We start from the raw sequence: 23,075 nt of genomic DNA, 5'->3' as shown, positions 1-23,075 counted from the left end.
AATAATAATTTCGTTGTTTGTTATCCCCCGGTGTGTCAATCGCAAACCTGCCGGCTTTTGTTTTGATGCAACAAAAGTAAGATCAGCATTACGCTGCAGTGTAGGACAAAAATTCAGTTGTATGGGATTTATCTAAAGTTCTGTCTGAAGGCCTCCGGTGAATGTCCGGTATACTTTTTGAAGAACCTGATAAAATAGGAAACATCTTGGTAGCCCAGACTATAGGCGATCTGATTGACCTGATTGGATGTTGCCAAAAGGTATCTTTTAGCTTCCAATACCAAGTATTCATTGATCAGCTCTGAACAGGTTTTACCCAGCATGGTCTTCGTGATTGCATTCAGCTGATAAGTGGAAAGGTTCAACATCTCCGCATATTCCGCGACCTGCTTATGACTAAAAACATGGCGTTCTAAAAGCGACAAAAGTTGCTCCAACCGTTCCTGATTATAAAGGCTACCCTGATCAGCAGTACTGCTGTTCTGTGCCCTGAACAACTCGATAAAGAAGATGCCCATATTTGCTTTAATCACCTCCTGGTACTGCTCCTGCTGATGGGTATACTCCTGAAAAACAGGAAGCAGGACCCGCATCAGCTTCGGAAACTGATCCGCATTCAGTTCGTAATGGTTCCGCTGGCTTAGCTTCCGCAACAGCTGACCCGCGTTCTGGTCATGAGGCAAATAAAATTCATCTCTGAAATGAATCAGATATCCTGTACTGCCTGCCTTTAGCTCAATCTGATGCACCTGACCGGGCCGCATAAAGAAAACAGTATGATCAGTGACGGTGTAAGGCCTGAAGTCGATTTCGTGATGCCCTTTTCCATTTTCCAGCACAAGAATATAGAAGAAATCATGCCTGTGAAGCTCCTGCAGCATGTCTTTTCCGCCAAGTAAATCGACAATCTTACGGATCCCGAAGTTTCCAAAAAGATCCGGTTCTGCTGCTGTCGTACTAAGATGTCTGATCGGTATTCTTTCCATTTAAATCATTACGATAAAGCAGCGGGTATAGACGTTAAGCTAATGTTTAGCCAAATGTAGCGACATTTGGCTAAACATTTCAGCGGAATTAATTCTTTGCTTTCAGCGATGCCATATCGATTACAAAGCGGTATTTCACCTCCCCTTTTAACAAACGTTCATAAGCATCGTTCACTTCATCCACACCGATCAGCTCAATATCGGAAACAATATTATGCGCCGAGCAGAAGTCCAGCATTTCCTGTGTTTCTGCAATACCACCGATCATTGATCCGGCAAAGCTTCTTCTTCCCAGGATCAAGCTAAAGGAAGTCACCGGAAGTGGTTCCATTGGAGCACCAACCAATGCCAACGCGCCATCAACTTTGAGCAGGTTAAGGTAAGCGTCCATATCGTGTTGTGCAGATACACAATCTAAAATAAAATGCAGGCTCTTCGCGTACTTAGCCATTTGTTCCGGATCGGTCGATAAAACAACTTCATCCGCACCCAGGCGTTTCGCATCTTCCTGTTTAGACAATGAAGTGGTAAAAACTACCACATGGGCGCCCATCGCTTTCGCAATTTTGATCCCCATGTGTCCGAGGCCACCGATGCCTACGATTCCCACTTTTTTTCCCAGGCCAACGTTCCAATGTCTTAATGGCGAATAGGTCGTGATCCCCGCACAAAGTAAAGGCGCTGTGGCGGCAAGATCCAGATTTTCAGGTACCCGCAAAACATAGTTTTCGTCTACCACTACACTTTCGGCGTATCCGCCAAAGGTTTGTCCGCCCAGATGTTTATCAGGTGAATTAAAGGTTAAGGTGCTTCCAGGTTCGCAAAACTGCTCCAGACCTTCCTTACAATATTCGCATTCTCTGCAAGAGTCGACCATACAACCTACTGCGGCCAGGTCTCCTACTTTAAACCTGGTTACATGAGGTCCAACATTTGTGACCCTTCCTACCACCTCATGGCCGGGAACAATGGGATAAATGGTATTGCGCCATTCATTTTTTGCGGAATGCAAATCCGAGTGGCAGATGCCGCAAAACAGGATTTCAATCTCCACATCATGTGCAGTGACTGTTCTACGTTGTATATTCAGTACTTTTAGAGAATCAGTGGCGGCAGCTGCGCCAAACGCTTTGATGTTATTTACTGTGCTATTTCCGTTCATGATCTTTTTTTGATTTCACAAAGCTCCGCCGAAAGCGGGTAGCTTACAAATAGATTTCAAACAGAAAAGTAAGAATTTCAAACAATCTACGCACGAAGTGATTTAGGGATTGTTCCGGTGATTCTTTTAAAGAAATTATTGAAATAGGTAGGATATTCAAAACCGAGCGCATAGCCGATGTCGGCAATGCTCCAGTCTGTATGGATCAACAAGGCTTTTGCTTCGCTGATCACCCTTTCAGAAACATGGGTAGTAGTAGATTTCCCCGTCACTTCCTTCACTGATCTATTGAGGTGATTCACATGTACTGCCAATCCGTTGGCATAATCCTGCGCTGTTCTTAAGCTCAAAGGTTGCTTCGGACTTTCTATTGGAAACTGTCGTTCCAACAATTCAAGAAATAGCGAGGTGATTCGGGCGGAGGCATTTTTATGTTTAAAGAAATTCTCCGTCGGCTGCATTTTTAAGGCTTCATGGATCAACAGATTGATGTAATTACACATCAGCTCTTCCTTAAAAAAGTAGGTTGTATCCTGTTCCGCTAACATTCTTTGAAAAATGGCGGTCATAAAAAGCTTTTGTCCCTCGTCCAGTTGAAAGATCGGCGTTCCTCCTATTTTAAATAAAGGCGATTGTTGCAGGCTTTCAAAACGTTCATGGCTTTTCAGAAAATCCTCTGTAAAAACACAGGCATAACCGGTATAGGTAGGAGAAAGAACTTCCCAGGAATAAGGAATGCGGGGATTGCCAAAAAAAGCAATCGTTCCCTCCGTCTGGATTCCTTTGTTGGCATAATGGATCAGACTTCTTCCGGTATTGATACAGATCTTATAAAAATCTCTTCTGTTATAAGTGGGCACGGCATTTACCCCGGTTCCCACTTCATACACTTTAAAGCCTTTTAGTTTCAGTTCGCTCGCATTACAATCCGCAGTCCCGGAAGGAATCTTCTTATCCATACCACAAAGTTAAGAAAATCAAACACATCCTTAAAGATCAATATCCTCAATAAAACTTAACCCTCATAATCGATATCCAGCTGATACTGGTAAAGCAATCCGGCCAGGTTTAGCGCCGAAAATTTCGCCTGCTTTACTTTATTCATTGCGGGGTCCAGACTAAAATTCCTTGCCGTCCGGAAATCTGTTTTCTCTAAAACACACCTCACAAAGCTTGCCCCTGACAAGTCGCAATTATGAAAAATGCCAGACGTTAAATCTGCTTCTTCAAAATCGGTTTCTTTAAGTGAGCAATCTATAAATTTAGTTTTCCTGAGTTTAGCGCCGTAAAAGATCGAATAATCCAGGTGACACTGTTCAAAATGGAAAGAAAACAAGAACTTATTACAAGTGGAAAAGTTAATGCCCAGAATTTTACAACCTGTAAATCTGGCATCTTTAAATCCGGTGCCTTTCACAATGGTCATGGAAAAATTGCACTGTTTAAAATCACACTCCATGAAATCATTATGACTTAAATCGCTCTTGGAGAAATCGCAGTTTATAAATTCACACCTTATAAATTCCCGGTTTTCCAACCGCTTTTCTGCATAATTGATACCAGTAAATGTTTTGCCCTCGTGGACTATAGTTTCTTCAAATCCCATCGTATATTTTATTTAAAGGGTGCTGTTTTATAAGGTCAGTAATTTGTCGATGATCTCCGCTTTCTTTTGCTCGCTAATGTTATAGACGCCAAGGTTGTCTGCAAACCAAAGGCCATCGGCCACCAGCATGATGATTAAACTGTTGACAGGCTGATCTGCAACTGCACCGGCAGTAATGTGCTCGGTAAACCAGTCCTCCCACATTGTCCTGTACTCTTCATTGACCAATGCTGCCTGTAAAATTACTTTCATCGTTCTTCGGTAATGCAGGTCGCCGCTCTTTTTGACCACAAAGCGAAGAAATGCCATAGGAGCAACTTCAATGCCCGAAGCTTTCTTTTCTTCTGTAATCCATTCCGTCAATTCAATGAGGCTTTGCCGTACCAATTCTGCCAGTAGTTCTTCCTTATTGCGAAAATGATGCATAATGCCCCCTTTACTCAATCCGATTTTATCGACTATGGCCTGAAAGGTCACCTGTTGCCAACCGGCTGTCGCTCCTATTTCCGCAGCAGCCTCCATGATCAGCTGTTTGTTAACTTCTGGTTCTTTCTTTCTCTTATATGGATTTTCCATACCTCAAAGATACCGTATGGTTTGTTTGTTTGCAAAAATATGATACATTTGTTACCTCAGTTATACCTATTCATTTAGCCTCAGTTATGTCCAGTCACATCATTATTCTATCAACAACAGTTAATAACGCCATTGATTTACAATACGTTTCTCAGGTAATCACCGGCTTTCCGGAGGTCAGGGAGTGGTCGGTTGACCTTGAAGATTGTGATAAAATATTACGGGTAGTCTGCGACCACAATATCGGGGAGAAGCTGGTAAAGCAGCTTGCTGTACTGGGAATGTATGCCGAAGTGCTTGAAGTTTTTAATGAAAGTGGCAGGTCCCTGAGCCAAATTTAAAATTATTCAAATTCGATCCATTTTTTATCTATAAAAACCCTGCCCAGAATCGCTTCTTCCTTCTTCACATTTACTTCTATAAACTTGTCCCCGTCCAAAACAAACTTCAGCTCCAGACCTTCCATCTCATTGGTTTCATAGAATGAACCATATGGACACCGGTATGGGTTTCCCTTTACATCGCTAGTGAAGATTGACAATAAAATCATCTTCTTCGAGTTCGTATCCGGTTTTTCGTAGCCAAATATTCTATGGTCAAGTCTCATATTTGCAGACAAACGGATCAGGCTGTCCTTCATAGAAACTTCAGCCTTGTTCAGCAGATCTTCGCTGATGACTTCCTTAGCCCCAATAATCGCCGTATCGGCCGGAACCATGGTCCCTTCCACAACGCCCTTATTTGCTGCAGCTTTCGTTACTCCTGCACTATCGACAGTGGCATTCCCGGTTTGCACCGGATTGGTTTCCCCTCGATTGTTACAGCTCAAAAAAAGCAATGAACTGAGTATGATCGATAATTGTATTCTCATTTGTTATCGCTTTATGATTAAGCCCAGAGGCAAAGATCCACCTGGACAGCGTTCCTGCAATTTAAGAAATTCAATTTTATTCAGCAACCTGATGTCCTAATCCATATGGCTATATTAAGGCAATCAAAATCCCCTGGCGGCCTTTGTTTTTTAAATTCCCATAAACAAAGTATAAAACTAAACTGTTATACAGGATCAAAAGAATCACTAATTAAAAACACCATGCCACAAGGAACAGTAAAATTTTTCAATGAAACAAAAGGATTTGGTTTTATCGTGCCCGACAATGGGGATGCTGAACTATTTGTTCACGCTTCAGGGTTAACTACCCCCGTAAAAGAAAACGACAAGGTCAGTTACGAAGTAGAAAACGGAAAAAAGGGACTCAATGCCACCCAGGTAAAGAAAATCTGATCGATTAAACGTCAGTATAAAGCATCCCTTTTTCGGGATGCTTTCTTTTTCCCCTAAAACTGCATCATCGCGTTCAAATTCCTGCAGAGCCATTTTGTATTTTGCTCCAAAAAACAATTGATACCGGCCTCATCCGCTCATTTCCTCCTTAAGCAAATCAGACTACAACAACAATAGATTCGGCTACATTTGCCAATTTTAGCATTCAGACCTTTGGTGTATAAAAAACAAGAAAACTATACCCCAATGAAAATCACAATAACGGGCTCATTAGGCCACATCAGCAAACCATTAACCGAAAATTTAATCGGGCAAGGTCATGAGGTTACCCTCATCAGCAGTAACCCTGAAAAAGAAGCAGATATTAAAAACCTGGGAGCAAATCCCGCCATAGGTTCACTGGAAGATCTTAATTTTCTGACGCATGCTTTTACCGGAGCAGATGCGGTTTATACCATGGTCCCCCCCAACAATTACTTTGACCATAGCCTTGACCTTCTTGCTTATTACCGCAGACTGGGCGGCAACTATACCAGGGCTATTGCACAATCCGGCGTAAAACGGGTGGTCAACCTCAGCACGATTGGCGCTCATTTAGCGCAAGGCTCAGGCATTTTAATTGGTGCTCATGATATAGAGCATATGCTTAACGAACTATCTCCGGAAATCGCGGTCACCCATATGCGCCCCACCTCTTTCTATTACAATTTATATGGATACCTGGATATGATCAGAACGGAGGGTTTAATCGCAGTGAATTACGGCGCAGAAGCGCTGATACCATGGGTTTCTCCGACAGATATCGCTGCTGCAATTGCAGAGGAAATCGCAATACCGCTTACCGGCAGAAAAATACGCTATGTGGCGAGCGAAGAACTTACCGGAAACGAAGTTGCCCGCATCCTGGGTACAGCCATAGAGAAACCCGATTTGAAGTGGGTCATTGTCTCCGATGAACAAACACAACAGGATTTGGAAGCGATAGGAATGAACCCGGGTATTGCGGCCGGTTTGGTGGAAATGTACGCCAGCCTTCATAACGGCTCGTTATCAGAAGATTACTACCGCAATAGGCCTGCAGTGATGGGAAAAGTAAAGATGACTGACTTTGCAGCTGAATTTGCAGCAGTCTTTCATCAAAAATAACTAAATTGGAAGATGGCAGGCACCACACCACATAGAATTAAAACCATCAGTGAATTTCATCAGTTCAGGCAATTGTCTAAACCGGAACATCCCCTGATCAGCGTCATTAATGTGGCATCCTTTAAGCGCCTAAACAACAATGAACCCATAAATATCGTCGCTGACTTCTACTTCATTGCGTTGAAAAGAAATTTCAGCGGCAAGATGAAATACGGGCAACAGGAATATGATTTTGATGAAGGCATAATGACCTTTATGTCTCCAAATCAGGTTTTTAGAATTGAAGTCGACCATCAGCCTAAATTTGAACAATCAGGATGGATGGTATTGATCCATCCTGATTTTCTCTGGAATACCCCATTGGCCTCCAAAATAAAGAAATACGAGTATTTTGATTACTCCGTACATGAAGCCTTATTCGTTTCTGAGAAAGAAGAGGTGATGCTTGGGAGCATTATGCAAAACATCGAACAGGAATACCGCGCCAACATGGACAAATTCAGCCAGGACCTCATTATCGCTCAACTGGAAGTCCTGCTGACTTATGCCGAAAGATTCTACCATCGCCAGTTTCTTACCCGAAAAATAAGCAACCATAAAATCCTGAACCGGCTGGAGGAGTTACTTACCGCATTTTTCAACAGCGATGATTTAATCAGAAAAGGATTGCCTACTGTCGGATACATTGCCGAGACCTTAAATGTATCGCCAAACTATTTAAGCGGCATGCTTAAAACGTTAACCGGACAAAGTACGCAGCAACACATTCATGAGAAACTAATTGAAAAAGCAAAGGAAAAATTATCTACGACCGATTTATCGGTCAGTGAAATTGCCTATGCATTAGGCTTTGAGCATTCACAGTCGTTCAGCAAGTTATTCAAGACAAAAACCAATCTGTCACCTTTGGAATTCCGGAATACTTTCCTCTTACCATAGCATCCCCATCTTGCCAGCCTGGCAATCCCTCCGTACCTGACCACAGCATCTTTTATTTTGATCAAAAATAATATTTATGTACGTTAGTGTATCCAAACAAGATGTCCTACAAAAGCCTTAATGATCAGGAACTAGCAGATTTACTCAAATCTGATGACAAATTAGCTTATGCCGAAATTTATAATCGTTATCATGCTGCCTTATACATTCATGCTTACAAAAGACTTCAATTAAGGGAAGAATGCAAAGACCTGGTCCATGAGCTGTTCACCACCTTATGGCACAAACGTCAGGAGATTACTTTTAAAACCAGCCTTTCTGCCTACCTTTATACCTCGGTTAGAAACAAAATATTTGACCTCCTTGCCAGGAAGAAACTAAAAACATCCTATACCCAGTCTATTCAGTCTTTTGCAGAAACTGGTGTGGTGACTACCGATTACCTGGCCCGACAAAACCAGCTTACTGCCCTCATTGATCAGGAAATCGCAAACCTTCCCGAGCGCGCCCGTCAGATTTTTGAATTGAGCAGGAAGAAATTCCTCAGCCATCAGGAAATCGCAAAAGAACTTAACCTCTCTGAACAATCCGTAAAAAGTGCCGTAAATGGTGCATTAAGGATACTTCGCATTAAGTTTGGCTCCATGCTCTTCCTCTCTTTATAATTTTTTTTATTTTCTTTACCCCCCAAGCACATTCTGCTTCGTCTCTACTCTCTAAATGCGGAAGGTACGCTCCTTCCCTAACCAAGAATGATGCAACAAGAGGAAATAGATCAGCTTTTAGAAAAAAAACAGGCAGGCAACTGTACACCTGAAGAAATCGCTTTTTTAGAAAGTTGGTATGTCCAGTGGAACAAAGACCTTCCGCTGGGCTTAACTGCAGAAGAACTGCATGAGGACCTGCTCGACATCAAGACGATGAACACCATCCTTCCTTCAGAAACCAAAACCAAAAAATTAAAACAAAGCTTATTGATCGCAGCATCGCTGTTCCTGATCCTGAGCACCGGCCTGTTCTTTTACCTGCAAACCCAAACTATAAAGAACGGCACCGATCAGCTGGCACTTCATGATATTGACCCGGGAAGCAACAAAGCAACCGTCACCCTGGCAAATGGCCGGAAGCTGAATTTAAACAGCCTTAAAGGCGGAGTGATGATCGACAAATCCGGTCTGGCATATGCCGATGGAACAGACATCAGCCAAATAAATCCCGCTCCTGAAGGAACCGCTCAGCAACTGACACTGGCGACCCCCAAAGGAGGTCAATACCAGATCACCCTTCCCGATGGAACCAGGGTATGGTTAAATGCCGCATCTGCTTTAAAATTCCCATCCAGCTTTGCAGGGCTTAAAGAACGCAGGGTTGAGTTGAGCGGTGAGGCCTATTTCGAAGTTACCCATAACGCAAAGCAGCCATTCCGCGTCCAGACGGCAACGCAAATTGCAGAAGATCTTGGAACATCCTTTAACATCAACAGCTATAGTGATGAAGCAAGTGCCAAAACAACGCTGATCAGCGGCGCCATGCAAGTTCAAAGCTTAAAAGAACCTCCCGGTAAAAAGCAAGCGGCACAGGTATTAAGCCCTGGTCAGCAGGCTTCTGTTGCGGCAAGCGGAATCATCAATGTGCGGACTGTAAATACCGCCGAATCCTTAGGCTGGAAAAACGGGGATTTCGTATTCGATGGCGAGAATTTAAAATCTGCCATGCGTAAGATCGCAAGGTGGTATGATGTCGAAATCGTTTACGAAGCCGGCGAAAAGACCAGTTCAACCCTGATTCTGGATGGATTGCTGTCCAGAAAAAGCAAATTATCTGAAGTACTGAAATGGATAGAAACCGTAGGTGGTATTCGTTTCAAAATTGAAGGAAGGAGGGTAACTGTGACAGAATAACTACCATTCAGAAATGCCAAATCACCAGGGGTGCTGGAAACACCCCCGATAATTAGCTGGCATCCGTTAATAAATAATTCTACTAACCGAAACTTGCAGTTGCCGAACAATTCGACCTGAGCGGCCCCTGCACAACCAAATATAACAAAATGTATAGATTTTATGCCAGCAAGCCGGGTATAACAGACCGTTATATCCGTAAAATATGGATGATTATGCGCCTAACCACCACAGTGCTCCTATTCAGTTTAATGCAGGTCAGTGCAGCAACCTTCGGGCAACGCATTACCCTTAATGAAAATCGGGTTTCTTTAAAAAATGCATTAGAAAAGATCCATCATCAAAGTGGATACAACTTTCTGTTCGACCGCAAAGTCATCAACGGAATCGACCCCATTACTATTTTCGTAAAGAACGAAGAACTGGAAGTCGCCCTGAAAAAAATTCTAACCAACCTTCCCCTGACCTATGTCATAGACGGAAAAACCATTCTGATTAAACCGAAAGAAAGTTCAGTGCTGGATAAGGCCGTCGACAAACTCGTAGACCTGTTCACAGCGCAGGAAATCCGTGGTCAGGTAACCGATTCAAAAGGTATGCCCATTCCCGGCGCAACAGTGTTGATTAAAGGCAGCAAAAAGGCAACCTCCACCGATTCCAATGGAAATTTTAAAATCCAGGTAGATCCAAAAGACATCCTCCTGATCCAGATGGTAGGCTTTGTCACCAAAGAAATCCCTTTAAATGGCCGGACGGAAATCAATATTACCCTGACAGAGGAAGACAAAGCACTGGATGAGGTCGTGGTGGTCGGTTATGGTAAACAGAAAAAAGTAACCATCACCGGAGCGGTCAGCACCATCAATATGTCAGATATGCTGACGCCTAACCGTTCCCTCTCCAATTCATTGGCCGGTAAAGTTGCCGGGGTCATCTCCATGCAGAGAAGCGGGGAACCGGGATATGACAACGCCTCCTTTACCATCAGGGGGATTGGTACTTTCACCGGGAATTCAGAACCACTGATTATTATTGACGGGGTGCAGCGGGATGACGTGAACAGCTCTTTCGGAGGCTCCTATAACAACATAGATCCAGAAGACATCCAAAGCATTTCCTTACTAAAAGATGCCTCTGCAACCGCCGTATACGGTGCCAGAGGTGCCAATGGGGTCCTGATCATCACCACCAAACGCGGTGTGGCAGGCAAACCGCAGATTTCCATTAAAACAGAAGCTTCCATGTCCGGTCTGACCAAAACGCCAAAAATGCTGGAAGGTGTTTCCTGGATGCGGTTATATAACGAAGCCAATATTAACGATGGCAACCAACCCGTATATTCTGAAGAAATCATCCAAAAAACGGCCAGCGGTCTGGATCCATACCTCTATCCAAATGTGAACTGGATAAAATCTACCTATAAAGACTGGGCACCAGGTTTCAATACCAATTTAAATGTAAGCGGCGGATCCCAAAGTGTAAGGTATTACGTGTCCGCCTCTTTTTACAACCAGGATGGCAGTTATAAAGTGACCAAACAAAACGGCTATAATCCGAATCTAAACTTTAAAAGATATGATTTCAGGACCAATCTTGATATCGATCTAAGCCCTACCACCCTCTTGTCCATGAACCTGGATGCCATGCTGGTGAGCAGCAGATATCCGGGCTTATCCGCCAGCAAAATCTGGTACAATGCTTATTTAACCCCACCCATTGCCTTTCCTATCCAGTATCCCGACGGATCATGGGCAGGCCCTTTTAACAATGGAGGGAGCAATCCACTTAACGAAATCCAGAATTCCGGTTATGCAACTGAGTTCAGGCCAACCATACAGTCTATTTTTGCCATCAACCAGAAATTAGACCGCTTTACAAAAGGATTAAGTGCTATGGCCAGGTTTTCCTTCGATTCCTATAGTGAAAACAACAACAGAAGATCCGGAAGAAACAACCTTTTCCTTGCCACTGCAAGAGATGCAGAAGGCAACCTGATCCTGAACCAATCCAGGGTTGGAGATCAGTTTCTCGGTTATTCCCAATACTCGCAGGCCGAAAAAAAGATGTACCTGGAAACCAATATCAATTACGACCGCAGCTTTGGCAATCACCATTTTGGAGGTTTGTTTTTATACAATATGCGTTCAAGGGTAGTGAGTTCTGCAGGAGACGTCATTTCTTCCATCCCTTACAAAAACCAGGGCATGGCATTCAGGGCGACCTATGCTTATGCAGACCGGTACATGGTTGAATTTGATGCCGGTTATACCGGTTCAGAGAACTTTGAACCCGGTAAAAGATTTGGATTTTTCCCTTCCGTTTCTGCGGGCTGGGTGATCTCCAAAGAACCCTTTTTCAACAAACTGTCTTCCAGCATGAACCTGCTGAAAATCAGAGGCTCTCATGGCATTGTAGGGAACGATCAGATCGGATATCAGGCTGGTCTGAAGAGGTTCCCTTACCTGAATCAGTTTGGCCCTGGCCGTTCTATAGGCTTAGGCTTTAATGGCGCCATCTTCAACGGGGTTACAGAAAGCGTGATCGGCGTAGAAAACCTCACCTGGGAAAAGGCCACTAAAGACAATATTGGGATAGAAATCGGTTTGTTCAATAAACTAAACCTCACCATAGACCTCTATAAGGAAAGAAGAAAGAACATTTTAATTTCCCGCAGCTCCCTCTCCGGAATCCTGGGTGTAACCGGAACGGTATACGCCAATTTAGGAGAAATGAACAACCACGGTGTGGATGCCAATATCGAGTATAACGAAAACATTGGGAATGTATCCCTTCGCCTCTATGGGAATTTCACTTATAATAACAATAAAATCATCCAGCGGGATGAGCCTAAACAGCTTTATGCCTATCAGCAGGCAACCGGACAAAAGTTAGGCGATAACCTCATGTATGTTGCTGAGGGTTTATTTACCTCTGCAGAACAAATTGCCGGCAGTCCAAGTCAGTTTGGCGCGGTATTGAGGCCCGGCGACATCAAATACAAGGATGTGAATGGCGATGGTGTCATCAACCCTTTTGACCGCGTATATACCGGCAAATCAGATATTCCTACCATCTTGTATGGATCAGGGTTTACAATAGGTTATAAAGGTGTAGACCTCTCCCTTTTCTTTCAGGGAATTTCCAATGCGACCTTTATGGCCAATGGTTCTGCGATCACAGGTGATGGTGCAACCGGAGCCGGCATTGTACCCTTTACCGGCATGGGCCAATATCCTTCGGGAATGCTGGCCAGTCTGGAAAACAGGTGGACCGTTGAAAACCCAAGACAGGATGCCTATTACCCTAGATTAGGAATAGCTAACCAGAACAGCAACAACTACCAACCCAGCACCTGGTGGTCTAAAGACGGTAGTTTCGTTCGTTTAAAACAGGCCACTTTAGGGTATAAACTCTCAGATACCTTTCTTACCAAATCCGGTATTAAGTCGGTCTACTTTTACCTGACCGGCCAAAACCTGCTCACCTTCTCCAAATTTAAGTTATGGGATCCGGAGCTGGGCGCGAACGCTTCAGGTTATCCACCTTTGAGAACATTTGCCCTCGGACTGAAAGTCGCATTTTAACAAGAACCATTGATCAATTACAAGCATTAAAAAATATTCCGATGAAAAAGAAATCTATCACTCTCTTCATTATAGCCGTAGGATCATTGTTTTTAACAAGCATTTTATCCTCCTGCAAACATCTGGACGAAAAACCGGATAACCTGCTCACCTCAGATATCCTGTGGAGCAACCGCGCCAATGCAGAATCCTATCTATACAACATCTATGGTGCCGTACTTGAAATAGACTATGCACATATTGGCATTAGCGATGAAGCCTCGGTTTCCATCCCAGGTACCAATATCCGGCAAATGGTGGCCGGGAACTGGAGCTCTGTAAATGCCTATTACGACCATTGGGACAATTATTACACCGGTATCCGTTCCTCCTTCATCTTTGAAGCCAATGTAGATAAAGTACCGGAATCCCAACTCGGTTCGGATTTAAAAGCCCAGTATAAAGCAGAGTCTAAATTCTTAAGAGGCTGGTTTTACTGGCAGCTGATCAAACAATACGGACCAGTGGTTAAGCTAACAGGTGCCCTTGCCTTAGATGAAGATTTCAATAAATATCCAAGGGCCACTTTCGACGAATGTAAAGACTATGTGAACCAGCTAATGGACGAAGCAGCAGTTAACTTACCCGTAAGCTGGGCCTCTTCCAGCAATTATGGCCGCCCTTCAAAAGGATCCTGCCTGGCCGTGAAATCACAGCTCGCGCTATGGGCAGCAAGCCCTTTGTGGAATGGAAACCCTGCCTTCAATTCCCTGAAAAATCAAGACGGGACCGCACTCGCTCCTGCAACATATGATGTCAACAAATGGAAAATTGCGGCAGATGCGGCAAAAGCAGTGATAGACCTCAATGCCTATAAGCTATTTACCAATCTGGACAATGGCGGAACCACCTTTGACCCCTACCTTTCCGTACGGGATCTTTTCCTGACCAACTGGAACAAAGAAATCCTGTTCTCCAGAAATTCCTGGAATTATTGGGGATATACCAAAGCATCTTCTCCCAACCCTGGAGGAATTAACCTGTACAACGCCACTCAAAACGTAGTGGATGCTTTTTACATGGATAATGGACGCAGTATTGAAGATCCTTCTTCAGGCTATGACGAAACCGGTTTTGCAGAAAACAACAGCAGTCAGTATTGGGCTCATAAAAAAGGCCAATGGAATATGTATGCCAACCGGGAACCTCGTTTTTACGCCTATATTCAATACAATGGCCGCCCGGTATTGCCGGCACCTACCATTGATGATAAAAATTACTACTCTTCAGCAGGTAATGTAGACGGGACAGGTCGTGTAGAATTCTATTACGGCGGGAAAGCAGGAGCTAAAGCCACCGGAATTACCAATAACATTACCGGTTACAATTTCCTGAAAAATGTGAGTCCGGCTGATAATATCAGACAGGATGCCACCAATTACAGGCCTTTTATCCTCATGCGCTTTGCAGAGATTCTCCTGAATTATGCAGAAGCCCTGAATGAGTACGCGCCTTCCAACCCGGATGTGGTGAACACGCTCAACCTGATCAGGTCCAGAGCCGGACTGCCAGGTATAGAAACCGTTTATCCTGCCGCCGTTGGAAACAAGGAACTTATGAGAAAGTACATCCTGAAAGAAAGACAAGTGGAGTTGTGTTTTGAAGGAGACCGGTATTATACCCTCATCAGAAGGTTACAGCTGGGGGCTACCGAAAACCAAACCATCTATACGATGAATGTGAATGAAGACGATGGAGGCCAGGGATTTGGGTTTACCCGCTTTTACAACCGTACCTTCTTTCAAAAAAGAGCCTGGGCGGATAAAATGTACCTGTTCCCTATTTCCCAATACCAGCTGGACCGCGACAGGGCCCTGGTACAGAATCCAGGTTGGTAAGACAACGCATCATTAATGTATTTAAAACAGCGATCATGAAACAATTCATCAATATAAAGGCTAAATGCAGGTATTTCTTATGCTTTGCAGCCTGCCTGCTCTTCCTTTTTACCGGCTGCAAAAAAGACAAAGAAGCCAGCCATAACCCTTCGGCTCCCATCAGCATTTCGGATTTCATTCCTAAAAAAGGCGGAGGTGGCACAGAAGTACTCATTACCGGAAGCAATTTTTCTTCCGACCTCTCTAAAATCTCCGTGACCCTGAATGGCCTGGCCCTTAAAGTAATTGGCGCCAGTGCAACACAGGTAATGGCCGTAATTCCAAAAAAATCAACCTCAGGCCCCTTAAAAGTAACCATAGAAAAAGCGGAAGCTTCCAGCGAAACCATTTTCAATTATGAGTATACCCGGACGGTGAGTACCCTTGCCGGATCTGGCGCCGCAGGATTTGCCAATGGCAAAGGAACTGACGCCTCCTTTAACTTTGCAGGTCAAAACTGGTACCGAAGTTCCGGTATCGTGGTAGACGATCAGCTCAATGTTTACGTCGCGGATCCAGGCAACCATTGCATCCGGAAAATCGACCCTGATGGAAACGTGACCACACTGGCCGGCAATCCCAATCTTGCGGGTTATGCCGATGGTAAAGGTACTGCCGCAAACTTCTCTTTGCCCTACGACCTTGCAATAGACGGACAAGGAAACCTGTATTGTGTAGACCCAGGGAATTGGGACATCAGAAAGATCACACCCGACGGACAGGCCACAACCTGGGGCTTCGGAAGTCAGGCACCATGGAGTGTCGCTTTTGATAAGGTGTCTGGAAAAACCTATTACGCCAGCTGCTCCAGTCCGGGAAATATTTATGAAATCAATGCCCAGGGTGTCAGCAAGGAAGTCATTTCCGGCCTCAATTATCCGGCAGGTATTAAATTCGACAATAAAGGCAATTTATTTGTCAGCGGACATGGTGATCAGGTGATCAGAAAATTCGATGCAGGTACCTGGCAGAGCAGCATTGTCGCCGGACAGCCGGGAAATGTCGGTTATATAAACGGACCGGCTACCGCTGCACAGTTCGCTTATCCCTGGGGAATTGCCATAGACCACAACAATAACATCTATGTTGCCGGCAACGGAACCGGCGGTGGAAGCACCAGCAATCCAGACCAGAGCATTCGCTACCTGCAGGCAAATACTTACGAAGTCAGCACATTTGCCGGAAGCGGAAAAGCAGGTTATACCGATGGATTTGGCGGATTGGCCACCTTTAGTGCACCCGGTGGAGTTGCAGTAGACAAAAACGGCACAGTGTACGTATTGGACAAAAACAACAACAGAATCAGGAAGATCATTTCCGAATAACACAATTTTAACCTATGAAACCATTTGCTTTTTTAAGCCTGGTTTTAGTTGTACAAACGCTCGTTTGTACAACTAAAACCTTTGCCGCTATATCCCAAACCAAGGAAAATCCGCGTAAGTATTATGTAGCCATGAATGGCTCCGATACCAATGCCGGAAGTATAAACGCACCTTTCCAAACCATAAATATTGCATTGAGTCATGCTGCGCCCGGAGATCAGGTCATTGTCAGAGCCGGAACCTACCATCAGGAAGTTAAATTCCCCAAATCAGGCGAACCTGGAAAAACCATCAGCCTGCAGCGCTATCCGGGAGAAAGACCAGTGATCGACGGCAGCAGGATTACCGTTACCGGATGGCAGGCATTGGTGACGATCAATAATGTAAGTTATGTAACCATCGATGGCTTTGACATTTGCAACCTCCACAGTTCTGCGGTGAATACCGATCCTCAGGGCATGGCGATTATAGGCAGCGGACAACACATCACAGTTAAAAACTGCAACATATACAACATCAAAAACAACACCACCCTGGCACAGGGACGAAGCGGACATGCCATACTCGCCATTGGAAGCGGCAAAACCCCGATCTCCAACCTGTTGATTACCGGATGTACCGTTCATGACACCCAAACCGGAACGAGTGAAAACGTGACCCTTGCCGGAAACATAGATGGTTTCCTTTTCAGTCACAATCAGGTATATGATACAGAGAACATTGGGGTGATTGTTGCTGGTGGCGATGGCCTGAATCCTCATGGTGCCGTTGAAAGCAATTATGCCCGCAATGGTGTCATCAGAGACAATATCTTTCACCACAATACCATGACCAGAACACCGGAAACCTGGGGGCCCGACCGCTTTGGCGCGATTTCCATTTATGTTTGCGGAGGCGCCAATACCCTCATCGAAAGAAACATTGTTTATGAGAGCGACAGGGGAATTGGTCTGGTCAGTGAAAGCAATATTTACCCTACAAGAACCACTACGGTAAGAAACAACCTCGTTTACAACTGTTACCGGGCAGGCATTTACATGGGTGATTATTTAAACTACACCATCGCCGGAACAAAAAACTGTGCGGTGCTGAACAACACCCTGTTTCAAAACAACCGCGTTGCCGGTGCATTTGGAGAGATTGAAGGAGAAATCAGGCTCACCGAACACTGCGACAGCAATGTGATCAAATACAACAAGGTCTATGCCGGGCCTAAAGATGTCCTGGTTCATAAATACACCTTAACCGGAAGCCATAACCTCATCGACCACAACAGTTATTTTAGCACAGGGCAACCGCAATGGATCTGGAACAGTACTAATGACGCTCCGGTTACCGACTTCCAAATCTGGAAAAAAACCAGCGGGCAGGATGCCAGTTCCAGTCATAAAATAGTGAGTCCTCAATTTTATTCTAATCTCCTCAGAAAATGGAAAAGATCCCCACAATCAAAGATATAGCCAGACAACTGAAACTTGATCCCTCTACCGTCTCCAGGGCATTGCGAGGACATCCCAGCATTGGGCTGGTCACGACCATGAGGGTCAATAAAATGGCCAAAGAGTTAAACTTCCATCCCAACCAGAATGCGGTCTTCCTGAAGCAGGGTAAGACCTTTACCATTGGTGTGGTCTTACCCGATATTGGAGAGACTTTTTACTCTTCCCTGCTCAGTAAAATAGAGCGTTATGCCCACAGCAAGAATTACAATGTGATTTTTGGTCAGTCATTTGAAAAACAGGAACGGGAGAAACAAGTGCTGGACAATATGAAGAACCTGAGAGTAGATGGGATTCTGATTGCGATGAACAAGCCTGCCGCACCTTCTGAGCAGATTGAACAGCTCAGAAGGTACAACATTCCCGTGGTCATTCTGGAGCAAAGGAATACCGATCAATCTTATCAGGCTATTGAACATTTGTTTTCAATTTTAGAATTTCAGCCATCACCTGATCTAAAGGCTTCGCAGAACTTTCCGGCTTGATCTCCATATTTCGCTCTACCCATGCGCGCTCCCACCAAAAAAAGTCGGGAGCCTGCATGTGCTTACCCTGCAGGTTGTTTTGTAGATGATCGATATACATTTCCCATCGTACGAGGTAATAATCCTTCATTAATCCGCCCCATTCTTTGTAAGCATATTCATGCAGGTTATCTTCCGCCGGAATGTTTTCCCCCCAATAGGTGATCAGCATCATGGCATTCCTGATGTTGAGCTTTTTCTCTTCTTCCGTTTTCCCCAACCTTAAGGCCTGAGCTTTGTAGGTATTTAACTGATAATACGGGTGTGTAGACAGCAGGTCGTCTGTTAAACGGATCATGTCCAGAAACTGCGCAGACAAGCAGTTAAACTGTTCCGTGTCTTTCGCGTTGTAGGCTTTTACCATCGCCTCAAAAACCTGTTCCCCATCATTGGCCAGCACCTGCCGGAAGACATTGATCAGGTCAATCTGATAGGTATCCGAGTTTTTAAATTCAGGCGCTGCTTTTGCAAATTCCAGAGCTGCCGCTTTAAATTTCAGCAGGTCGTAAGTTCTGATGCGTGTTCCCCAGCGGGAGGCGGGTTTGGAGTCCAGCGCAGGGCGGATACAAAACACCGATTCGCTTGCCCCTTCCTGGTAACCCGGGATGCTTTGGTAAATGGTTTCCAGGAAGCCTTGCCAGGCCTGATCAATATGGGAGTTTGAACTTCCATAACGATATTTAGTATAGCCGTTTAGCCAGTCTTTAACCTCCACATGTGCTGCCCGCCAACCCAGTTCCAGCATCAGGTCGTAAACCGGAGGATTGTTATTGAGGCCTTCAGGCATTACCCCTACGCCTTTTAATACGGCTTTATACGGCCCTTTCCTGATCCGGTCAACCTCATCTGCGAAGCGCTGTAGTTTTCCATACAGACCTGGTCTTTCGCCAAAGTTGTTCACGACACACCAGATGAACGGTGTGGAATCGTAGCCATTTCTCTTCTCCCAATTATTGGTAAACTCACCAAACAATTCCTGCACCAGGATATGTGATTTATCAAGACCTTCGAGCATTTGCTGTTTCGGATTGTCCTGCCAGCCCTGTAATACCCAGGTTGACCCTGGAAAACTATTTTGCATCTCGGTTTGAATGGATCTTCCGGCCTTGCTTAAATCTATCCCTTCGGTAATCCCGCCTTCATGAAAAGGATCTCCGGCAAAAAAACGAATGTTCTTGCCATAAGCTTTTTGTAATTCTTTATAATAGATCCCAGCTATTCTGGAAAAGTCAGGAGTACCGGGAACCAGGATATCCGGGCGTTTAAAGGCGCCCCAGGTCTTCTGGTCGATGATTTGTGCTTTGCTCTTTTCTTTCAAAGAACCAGGGACCATTCCATAAAAACCTTGCAATACGGGTTCTATACCCAGTTCTTTCATCCGCTTCATCATGCGCTGCTGTAAAGCCTTGCGGCCATCAATCTGACTTTGGGGCATCGGACCTCCCCAGCCCTGGATATTTCCCATGAGCCACCAGGCAGTATATGCAGGGCCGACTAAAAAATCATTCACTTCCTGATCGGTATATCCAATCTGTTTGAGTGTACTTTGCCACACCGACTCCATTCCGCTGACGGTGAGCATCAGGTTTACCCCGTTTAAAGCCATCCAATCGAGCTCATGCTCCCAATCTTTCCAATCGTAAAAACTCATGGTATAGTTATAAGTGCAATAGTTTAAAGCGTAACGGTATTTGGCCGGGGCCTCCACACGTACTTTCTCCTTTAACACCGGAATCGGATATACAGGGGCCAGGTTATCCCCCATGTGCGACATAGACCTGTTACAATAGTATTTCAAATACCAGTTCAAGCCCACTGCCGCAGCGTTTGGACCAGAGGCACTGATGAGAAGTTTATCTCCTGCACTCTGCAATTCCACCACGTCCTGCTGATCGCTTTTCAACGGCTTAAAAACAACATGTTGTGCCAACCAGGGCGTTCTTCGTTTCAACAGTTCCTGGATCGGTTTAAACTGCTGCGCCAAAAGGTTTAAAGGAAGTAAGAGTAAAAGCAAATAGCTGAATTTTCGCATAAAATTAACTGGTTTTTCCATTTCAAAGAGACCGAAACTAGTTAAAATCATTCGTAAAAAAACCCTTAAAGCAGGACCTTAACGGCTGTAAAAATCACACAATCGATTGTATGATGTTACGCAATCGATTGTGTGATTTTTCATTATTTTAATTCTTCTTTTTTTGCTTAGCATTGTAATAAACGTTCGTGTTTTTATCAGTTTTAATTTTATGAAGAAACAGCTAATTGGCTTATTATTTCTAATCCTATCCGGATCTTATGCACCACCTGTGTTTGCACAACAGAAAGCAGATGCCCAACAAAATACTTTCGCAAAGCAAGATGCAGATGCCCCTTTTAAGATCAGTACGGAATCCTTTATGTTAAATGGTAAGCCCTATGTGATTCGTTGCGGTGAGCTCCATTTTGCAAGAATCCCAAAAGCTTACTGGAGACAGCGCCTGAAAATGGTCAAAGCTGTTGGTCTAAATACGGTCTGCGCGTATTTGTTTTGGAATTACCACGAAACCAATCCCGGCAAATTCAATTGGGAAGGACAGGCGGATGCTGCCGAGTTCTGTAAAATAGCACAAGAGGAAGGGCTGTATGTGATCTTGCGCCCAGGTCCCTATTCCTGTGCAGAATGGGAATTTGGCGGTTTTCCATGGTGGCTGCTGCAAAAGAAAGACATCAGACTGCGGACTCAGGACCCTTACTTTTTAGAACGGAGCAGGCAGTACTTAAAAGAAGTGGGACGTGTGTTAAGCCCCTTGCAAATTACGCATGGCGGCCCCATCCTGATGGTACAGGTAGAAAACGAATACGGAAGTTACGGTACAGATAAAGATTACCTTTTAAAACTTAGGGACTACCTGAAAGAAGCGAAATTTGATGTGCCCCTTTTTACTTGTGATGGGGTGGTACAACTGAAAAATGATGTCCAGAAAGACCTTTTTGCAGTCGTCAATTTCGGGAGTAATCCGGAAGCAGGATTTAAAGCTTTGCGCGAAGTTCAGCCTGAGGGTCCTTTAATGTGCGGCGAATATTACCCTGGCTGGTTTGATTCCTGGGGAAATGCCCACCATACCGGTTCCAGCGACAGGATGGTAAAAGAGTTAGACTGGATGCTGCAACAAAAAGCTTCCTTCAGCATTTACATGATCCATGGTGGTACCTCTTTCGGTTTATGGGCAGGCGCCAATTGTCAGCCTTATTTACCCGAAACATCCAGCTATGATTACGATGCACCGATCAGCGAAAACGGATCTGCTAATCCTAAATTTTATGCCTTGAGGGACATGCTTAAAAAGCACCTCCAGCCAGGCGAAGTCTTGCCGGAAGTACCTGCCGGAATTCCCGTACAAAAGATAGCTCCGTTTAACCTGACGATGGTGGCCCCTATCTTGCCACAATTGACCAGGCCTATCATTTCTGACACCACACTGTTTATGGAAGACCTCGGACAGGGATATGGAATGATGGCTTATGAAACGACCCTTTCTGCCGGTGCAAAAAGCAGCCTCGATCTTACCGGAGTGCATGATTATGCAGAAGTTTATTTGGATCAGAAGCTCATTGGCGTATTAAACAGAATGAAAAATGAGCATCGCATAGACCTTCCTGCGTTATCTAAAAACACCAGACTTCGGATCCTGGTAGAAGCCATGGGCCGCGTGAACTACGGAGATTACATGCACGACCGTAAAGGACTGCAAGGCGAGGTTTACCGCATCTCCAATACGGCGAAGTTGCAACTCAAAGGATGGAAACATTATTCGATTCCATTGGGAGAAGGTAATCCGGCATTCAAATATCAACACATCAAAAAGACAGGAAAGTTAAACCAACCTGCTTTCTATAAAGGCAGCTTTAACACCAAAAACAAAAATGATTTTTACCTCGATATGCGCTGGTTCAAAAAAGGCGTAGTCTGGATCAATGGACATTGCCTGGGTCGTTACTGGAATATTGGCCCTACCCAAACCATGTATGTTCCGGGAGTCTGGTTAAATGCAGGAAAGAATGAAGTGGTGGTCCTTGACCTTCACCGCCCTTTTGCCCCGCGTTTGCAGGGTCTGGAAAAACCGATCCTGGATAGCCTTACCCAGGTGAAAGCACTGAGCAGCAATCATCGTAAAGCCGGACAACAGTTTGGCAACAATTCAGCTAATCTGATCTATAGCGGAACAATGGAAAACGCTGCCGCCTGGCAGAACGTTACTTTCCCGGTAAAGAGCGGCAGATATATCGCCCTGGAAGCCTTAAACAACTTTGCTGACAACCCATTTACTGCGGTGGCGGAGTTAGAGTTACTGGACGAAAATGGCAAACAAATTCCAAGGAATTTATGGAAAGTAGTCTATGTAGACAGCGAAGAACTGAACAGCGAAGATGGTAAATCGGAAAATGTATTCGATCTTCAGTATACCAGTATCTGGCATAGCCAATGGAAAGACAACAGTCCGAAACATCCCCATCAGCTGGTCATTGATTTAGGCGTACAAACGAGCATTAGCGGAATTAAAGTATTGCCCCGTCAGGATATGGAAACCGGAAGGATTAAAGATTTCAGACTGTACCTAGCCAGTAAGCCCTTTAAAGGCTTATAGACTA

At 44.6% G+C, this 23,075-nt stretch carries 19 protein-coding genes; 12 read left to right on the top strand and 7 right to left on the bottom strand.

Annotated elements, in window-relative coordinates; genetic code table 11:
* Positions 1 to 128: 128 nt before the first annotated feature.
* The 5 genes from AAFF35_RS07380 to AAFF35_RS07360 all read right to left on the bottom strand — a co-directional run bounded on the left by AAFF35_RS07380 (position 129) and on the right by AAFF35_RS07360 (position 4,330).
* Positions 129 to 986 (bottom strand): AraC family transcriptional regulator, encoded by an 858-nt coding sequence (locus tag AAFF35_RS07380; RefSeq protein ID WP_342331777.1) that lies wholly within the window; start codon positions 984 to 986, stop codon positions 129 to 131.
* Positions 987 to 1,074: 88 nt separating this feature from the next.
* Entirely contained in the window at positions 1,075 to 2,148 is a 1,074-nt protein-coding gene (locus AAFF35_RS07375) for an NAD(P)-dependent alcohol dehydrogenase (RefSeq protein WP_342331776.1), read from the bottom strand.
* 86 nt (positions 2,149 to 2,234) lie between these two features.
* Positions 2,235 to 3,107 (bottom strand): helix-turn-helix domain-containing protein, encoded by an 873-nt coding sequence (locus tag AAFF35_RS07370; RefSeq protein ID WP_342331775.1) that lies wholly within the window; start codon positions 3,105 to 3,107, stop codon positions 2,235 to 2,237.
* 56 nt (positions 3,108 to 3,163) lie between these two features.
* Positions 3,164 to 3,754, bottom strand: coding sequence for a pentapeptide repeat-containing protein (locus AAFF35_RS07365; RefSeq protein ID WP_342331774.1), 591 nt, complete (start codon positions 3,752 to 3,754; stop codon positions 3,164 to 3,166).
* A gap of 27 nt (positions 3,755 to 3,781) precedes the next feature.
* On the bottom strand, positions 3,782 to 4,330 hold the full coding sequence (locus AAFF35_RS07360; protein WP_342331773.1) for a TetR/AcrR family transcriptional regulator: 549 nt from the start codon (positions 4,328 to 4,330) through the stop codon (positions 3,782 to 3,784).
* Between the two features lie 86 nt (positions 4,331 to 4,416).
* Between AAFF35_RS07360 and AAFF35_RS07355 the strand changes: the two genes are divergently transcribed.
* On the top strand, positions 4,417 to 4,671 hold the full coding sequence (locus AAFF35_RS07355; RefSeq protein ID WP_342331772.1) for a hypothetical protein: 255 nt from the start codon (positions 4,417 to 4,419) through the stop codon (positions 4,669 to 4,671).
* 2 nt (positions 4,672 to 4,673) lie between these two features.
* On the opposite strand, the gene AAFF35_RS07350 is transcribed toward AAFF35_RS07355, so the two are convergent.
* Positions 4,674 to 5,201: a hypothetical protein gene (locus AAFF35_RS07350; RefSeq protein WP_342331771.1), complete on the bottom strand. Its 528-nt coding sequence runs from the start codon at positions 5,199 to 5,201 to the stop codon at positions 4,674 to 4,676.
* A gap of 222 nt (positions 5,202 to 5,423) precedes the next feature.
* Between AAFF35_RS07350 and AAFF35_RS07345 the strand changes: the two genes are divergently transcribed.
* From AAFF35_RS07345 to AAFF35_RS07300, 10 genes are all read left to right on the top strand, one after another.
* On the top strand, positions 5,424 to 5,615 hold the full coding sequence (locus AAFF35_RS07345) for a cold-shock protein (RefSeq protein ID WP_342331770.1): 192 nt from the start codon (positions 5,424 to 5,426) through the stop codon (positions 5,613 to 5,615).
* A gap of 246 nt (positions 5,616 to 5,861) precedes the next feature.
* Entirely contained in the window at positions 5,862 to 6,761 is a 900-nt protein-coding gene (locus tag AAFF35_RS07340; RefSeq protein ID WP_342331769.1) for an NAD(P)H-binding protein, read from the top strand.
* A gap of 12 nt (positions 6,762 to 6,773) precedes the next feature.
* On the top strand, positions 6,774 to 7,700 hold the full coding sequence (locus AAFF35_RS07335) for a helix-turn-helix transcriptional regulator (RefSeq protein WP_342331768.1): 927 nt from the start codon (positions 6,774 to 6,776) through the stop codon (positions 7,698 to 7,700).
* Positions 7,701 to 7,801: 101 nt separating this feature from the next.
* The gene (locus AAFF35_RS07330) at positions 7,802 to 8,365 is read left to right on the top strand and encodes an RNA polymerase sigma-70 factor (protein WP_342331767.1); all 564 of its coding nucleotides are present in this window, start codon (positions 7,802 to 7,804) and stop codon (positions 8,363 to 8,365) included.
* 87 nt (positions 8,366 to 8,452) lie between these two features.
* Positions 8,453 to 9,601 carry a FecR domain-containing protein gene (locus AAFF35_RS07325; protein ID WP_342331766.1) on the top strand — a complete coding sequence of 383 codons (1,149 nt, stop codon included), beginning with the start codon at positions 8,453 to 8,455 and terminating at the stop codon, positions 9,599 to 9,601.
* 149 nt (positions 9,602 to 9,750) lie between these two features.
* Positions 9,751 to 13,185 (top strand): TonB-dependent receptor, encoded by a 3,435-nt coding sequence (locus tag AAFF35_RS07320; protein ID WP_342331765.1) that lies wholly within the window; start codon positions 9,751 to 9,753, stop codon positions 13,183 to 13,185.
* 41 nt (positions 13,186 to 13,226) lie between these two features.
* Complete coding sequence (locus tag AAFF35_RS07315) at positions 13,227 to 15,062, top strand: RagB/SusD family nutrient uptake outer membrane protein (RefSeq protein WP_342331764.1); 1,836 nt, start codon at positions 13,227 to 13,229, stop codon at positions 15,060 to 15,062.
* A gap of 35 nt (positions 15,063 to 15,097) precedes the next feature.
* Complete coding sequence (locus tag AAFF35_RS07310) at positions 15,098 to 16,426, top strand: IPT/TIG domain-containing protein (RefSeq protein WP_342331763.1); 1,329 nt, start codon at positions 15,098 to 15,100, stop codon at positions 16,424 to 16,426.
* A 14-nt stretch (positions 16,427 to 16,440) separates the two neighbouring features.
* Positions 16,441 to 17,886, top strand: coding sequence for a right-handed parallel beta-helix repeat-containing protein (locus tag AAFF35_RS07305; protein ID WP_342331762.1), 1,446 nt, complete (start codon positions 16,441 to 16,443; stop codon positions 17,884 to 17,886).
* Positions 17,856 to 18,410 (top strand): LacI family DNA-binding transcriptional regulator, encoded by a 555-nt coding sequence (locus AAFF35_RS07300; protein WP_342331761.1) that lies wholly within the window; start codon positions 17,856 to 17,858, stop codon positions 18,408 to 18,410. Before AAFF35_RS07305 ends, AAFF35_RS07300 begins: the two co-directional genes overlap by 31 nt.
* Here AAFF35_RS07300 and AAFF35_RS07295 read toward each other — a convergent pair.
* Complete coding sequence (locus AAFF35_RS07295) at positions 18,334 to 20,481, bottom strand: alpha-N-acetylglucosaminidase (RefSeq protein WP_342331760.1); 2,148 nt, start codon at positions 20,479 to 20,481, stop codon at positions 18,334 to 18,336. The two genes, AAFF35_RS07300 and AAFF35_RS07295, sit on opposite strands and share 77 nt — an antisense overlap.
* A 211-nt stretch (positions 20,482 to 20,692) precedes the next feature.
* On the opposite strand from AAFF35_RS07295, the gene AAFF35_RS07290 reads away from it, so the two are divergent.
* Entirely contained in the window at positions 20,693 to 23,071 is a 2,379-nt protein-coding gene (locus AAFF35_RS07290) for a beta-galactosidase (RefSeq protein ID WP_342331759.1), read from the top strand.
* Positions 23,072 to 23,075: the final 4 nt, after the last annotated feature.

The organism is Pedobacter sp. FW305-3-2-15-E-R2A2 (assembly GCF_038446955.1).
Lineage (GTDB): Bacteria > Bacteroidota > Bacteroidia > Sphingobacteriales > Sphingobacteriaceae > Pedobacter.
This window is presented reverse-complemented; position numbering and strand designations above follow the sequence as displayed.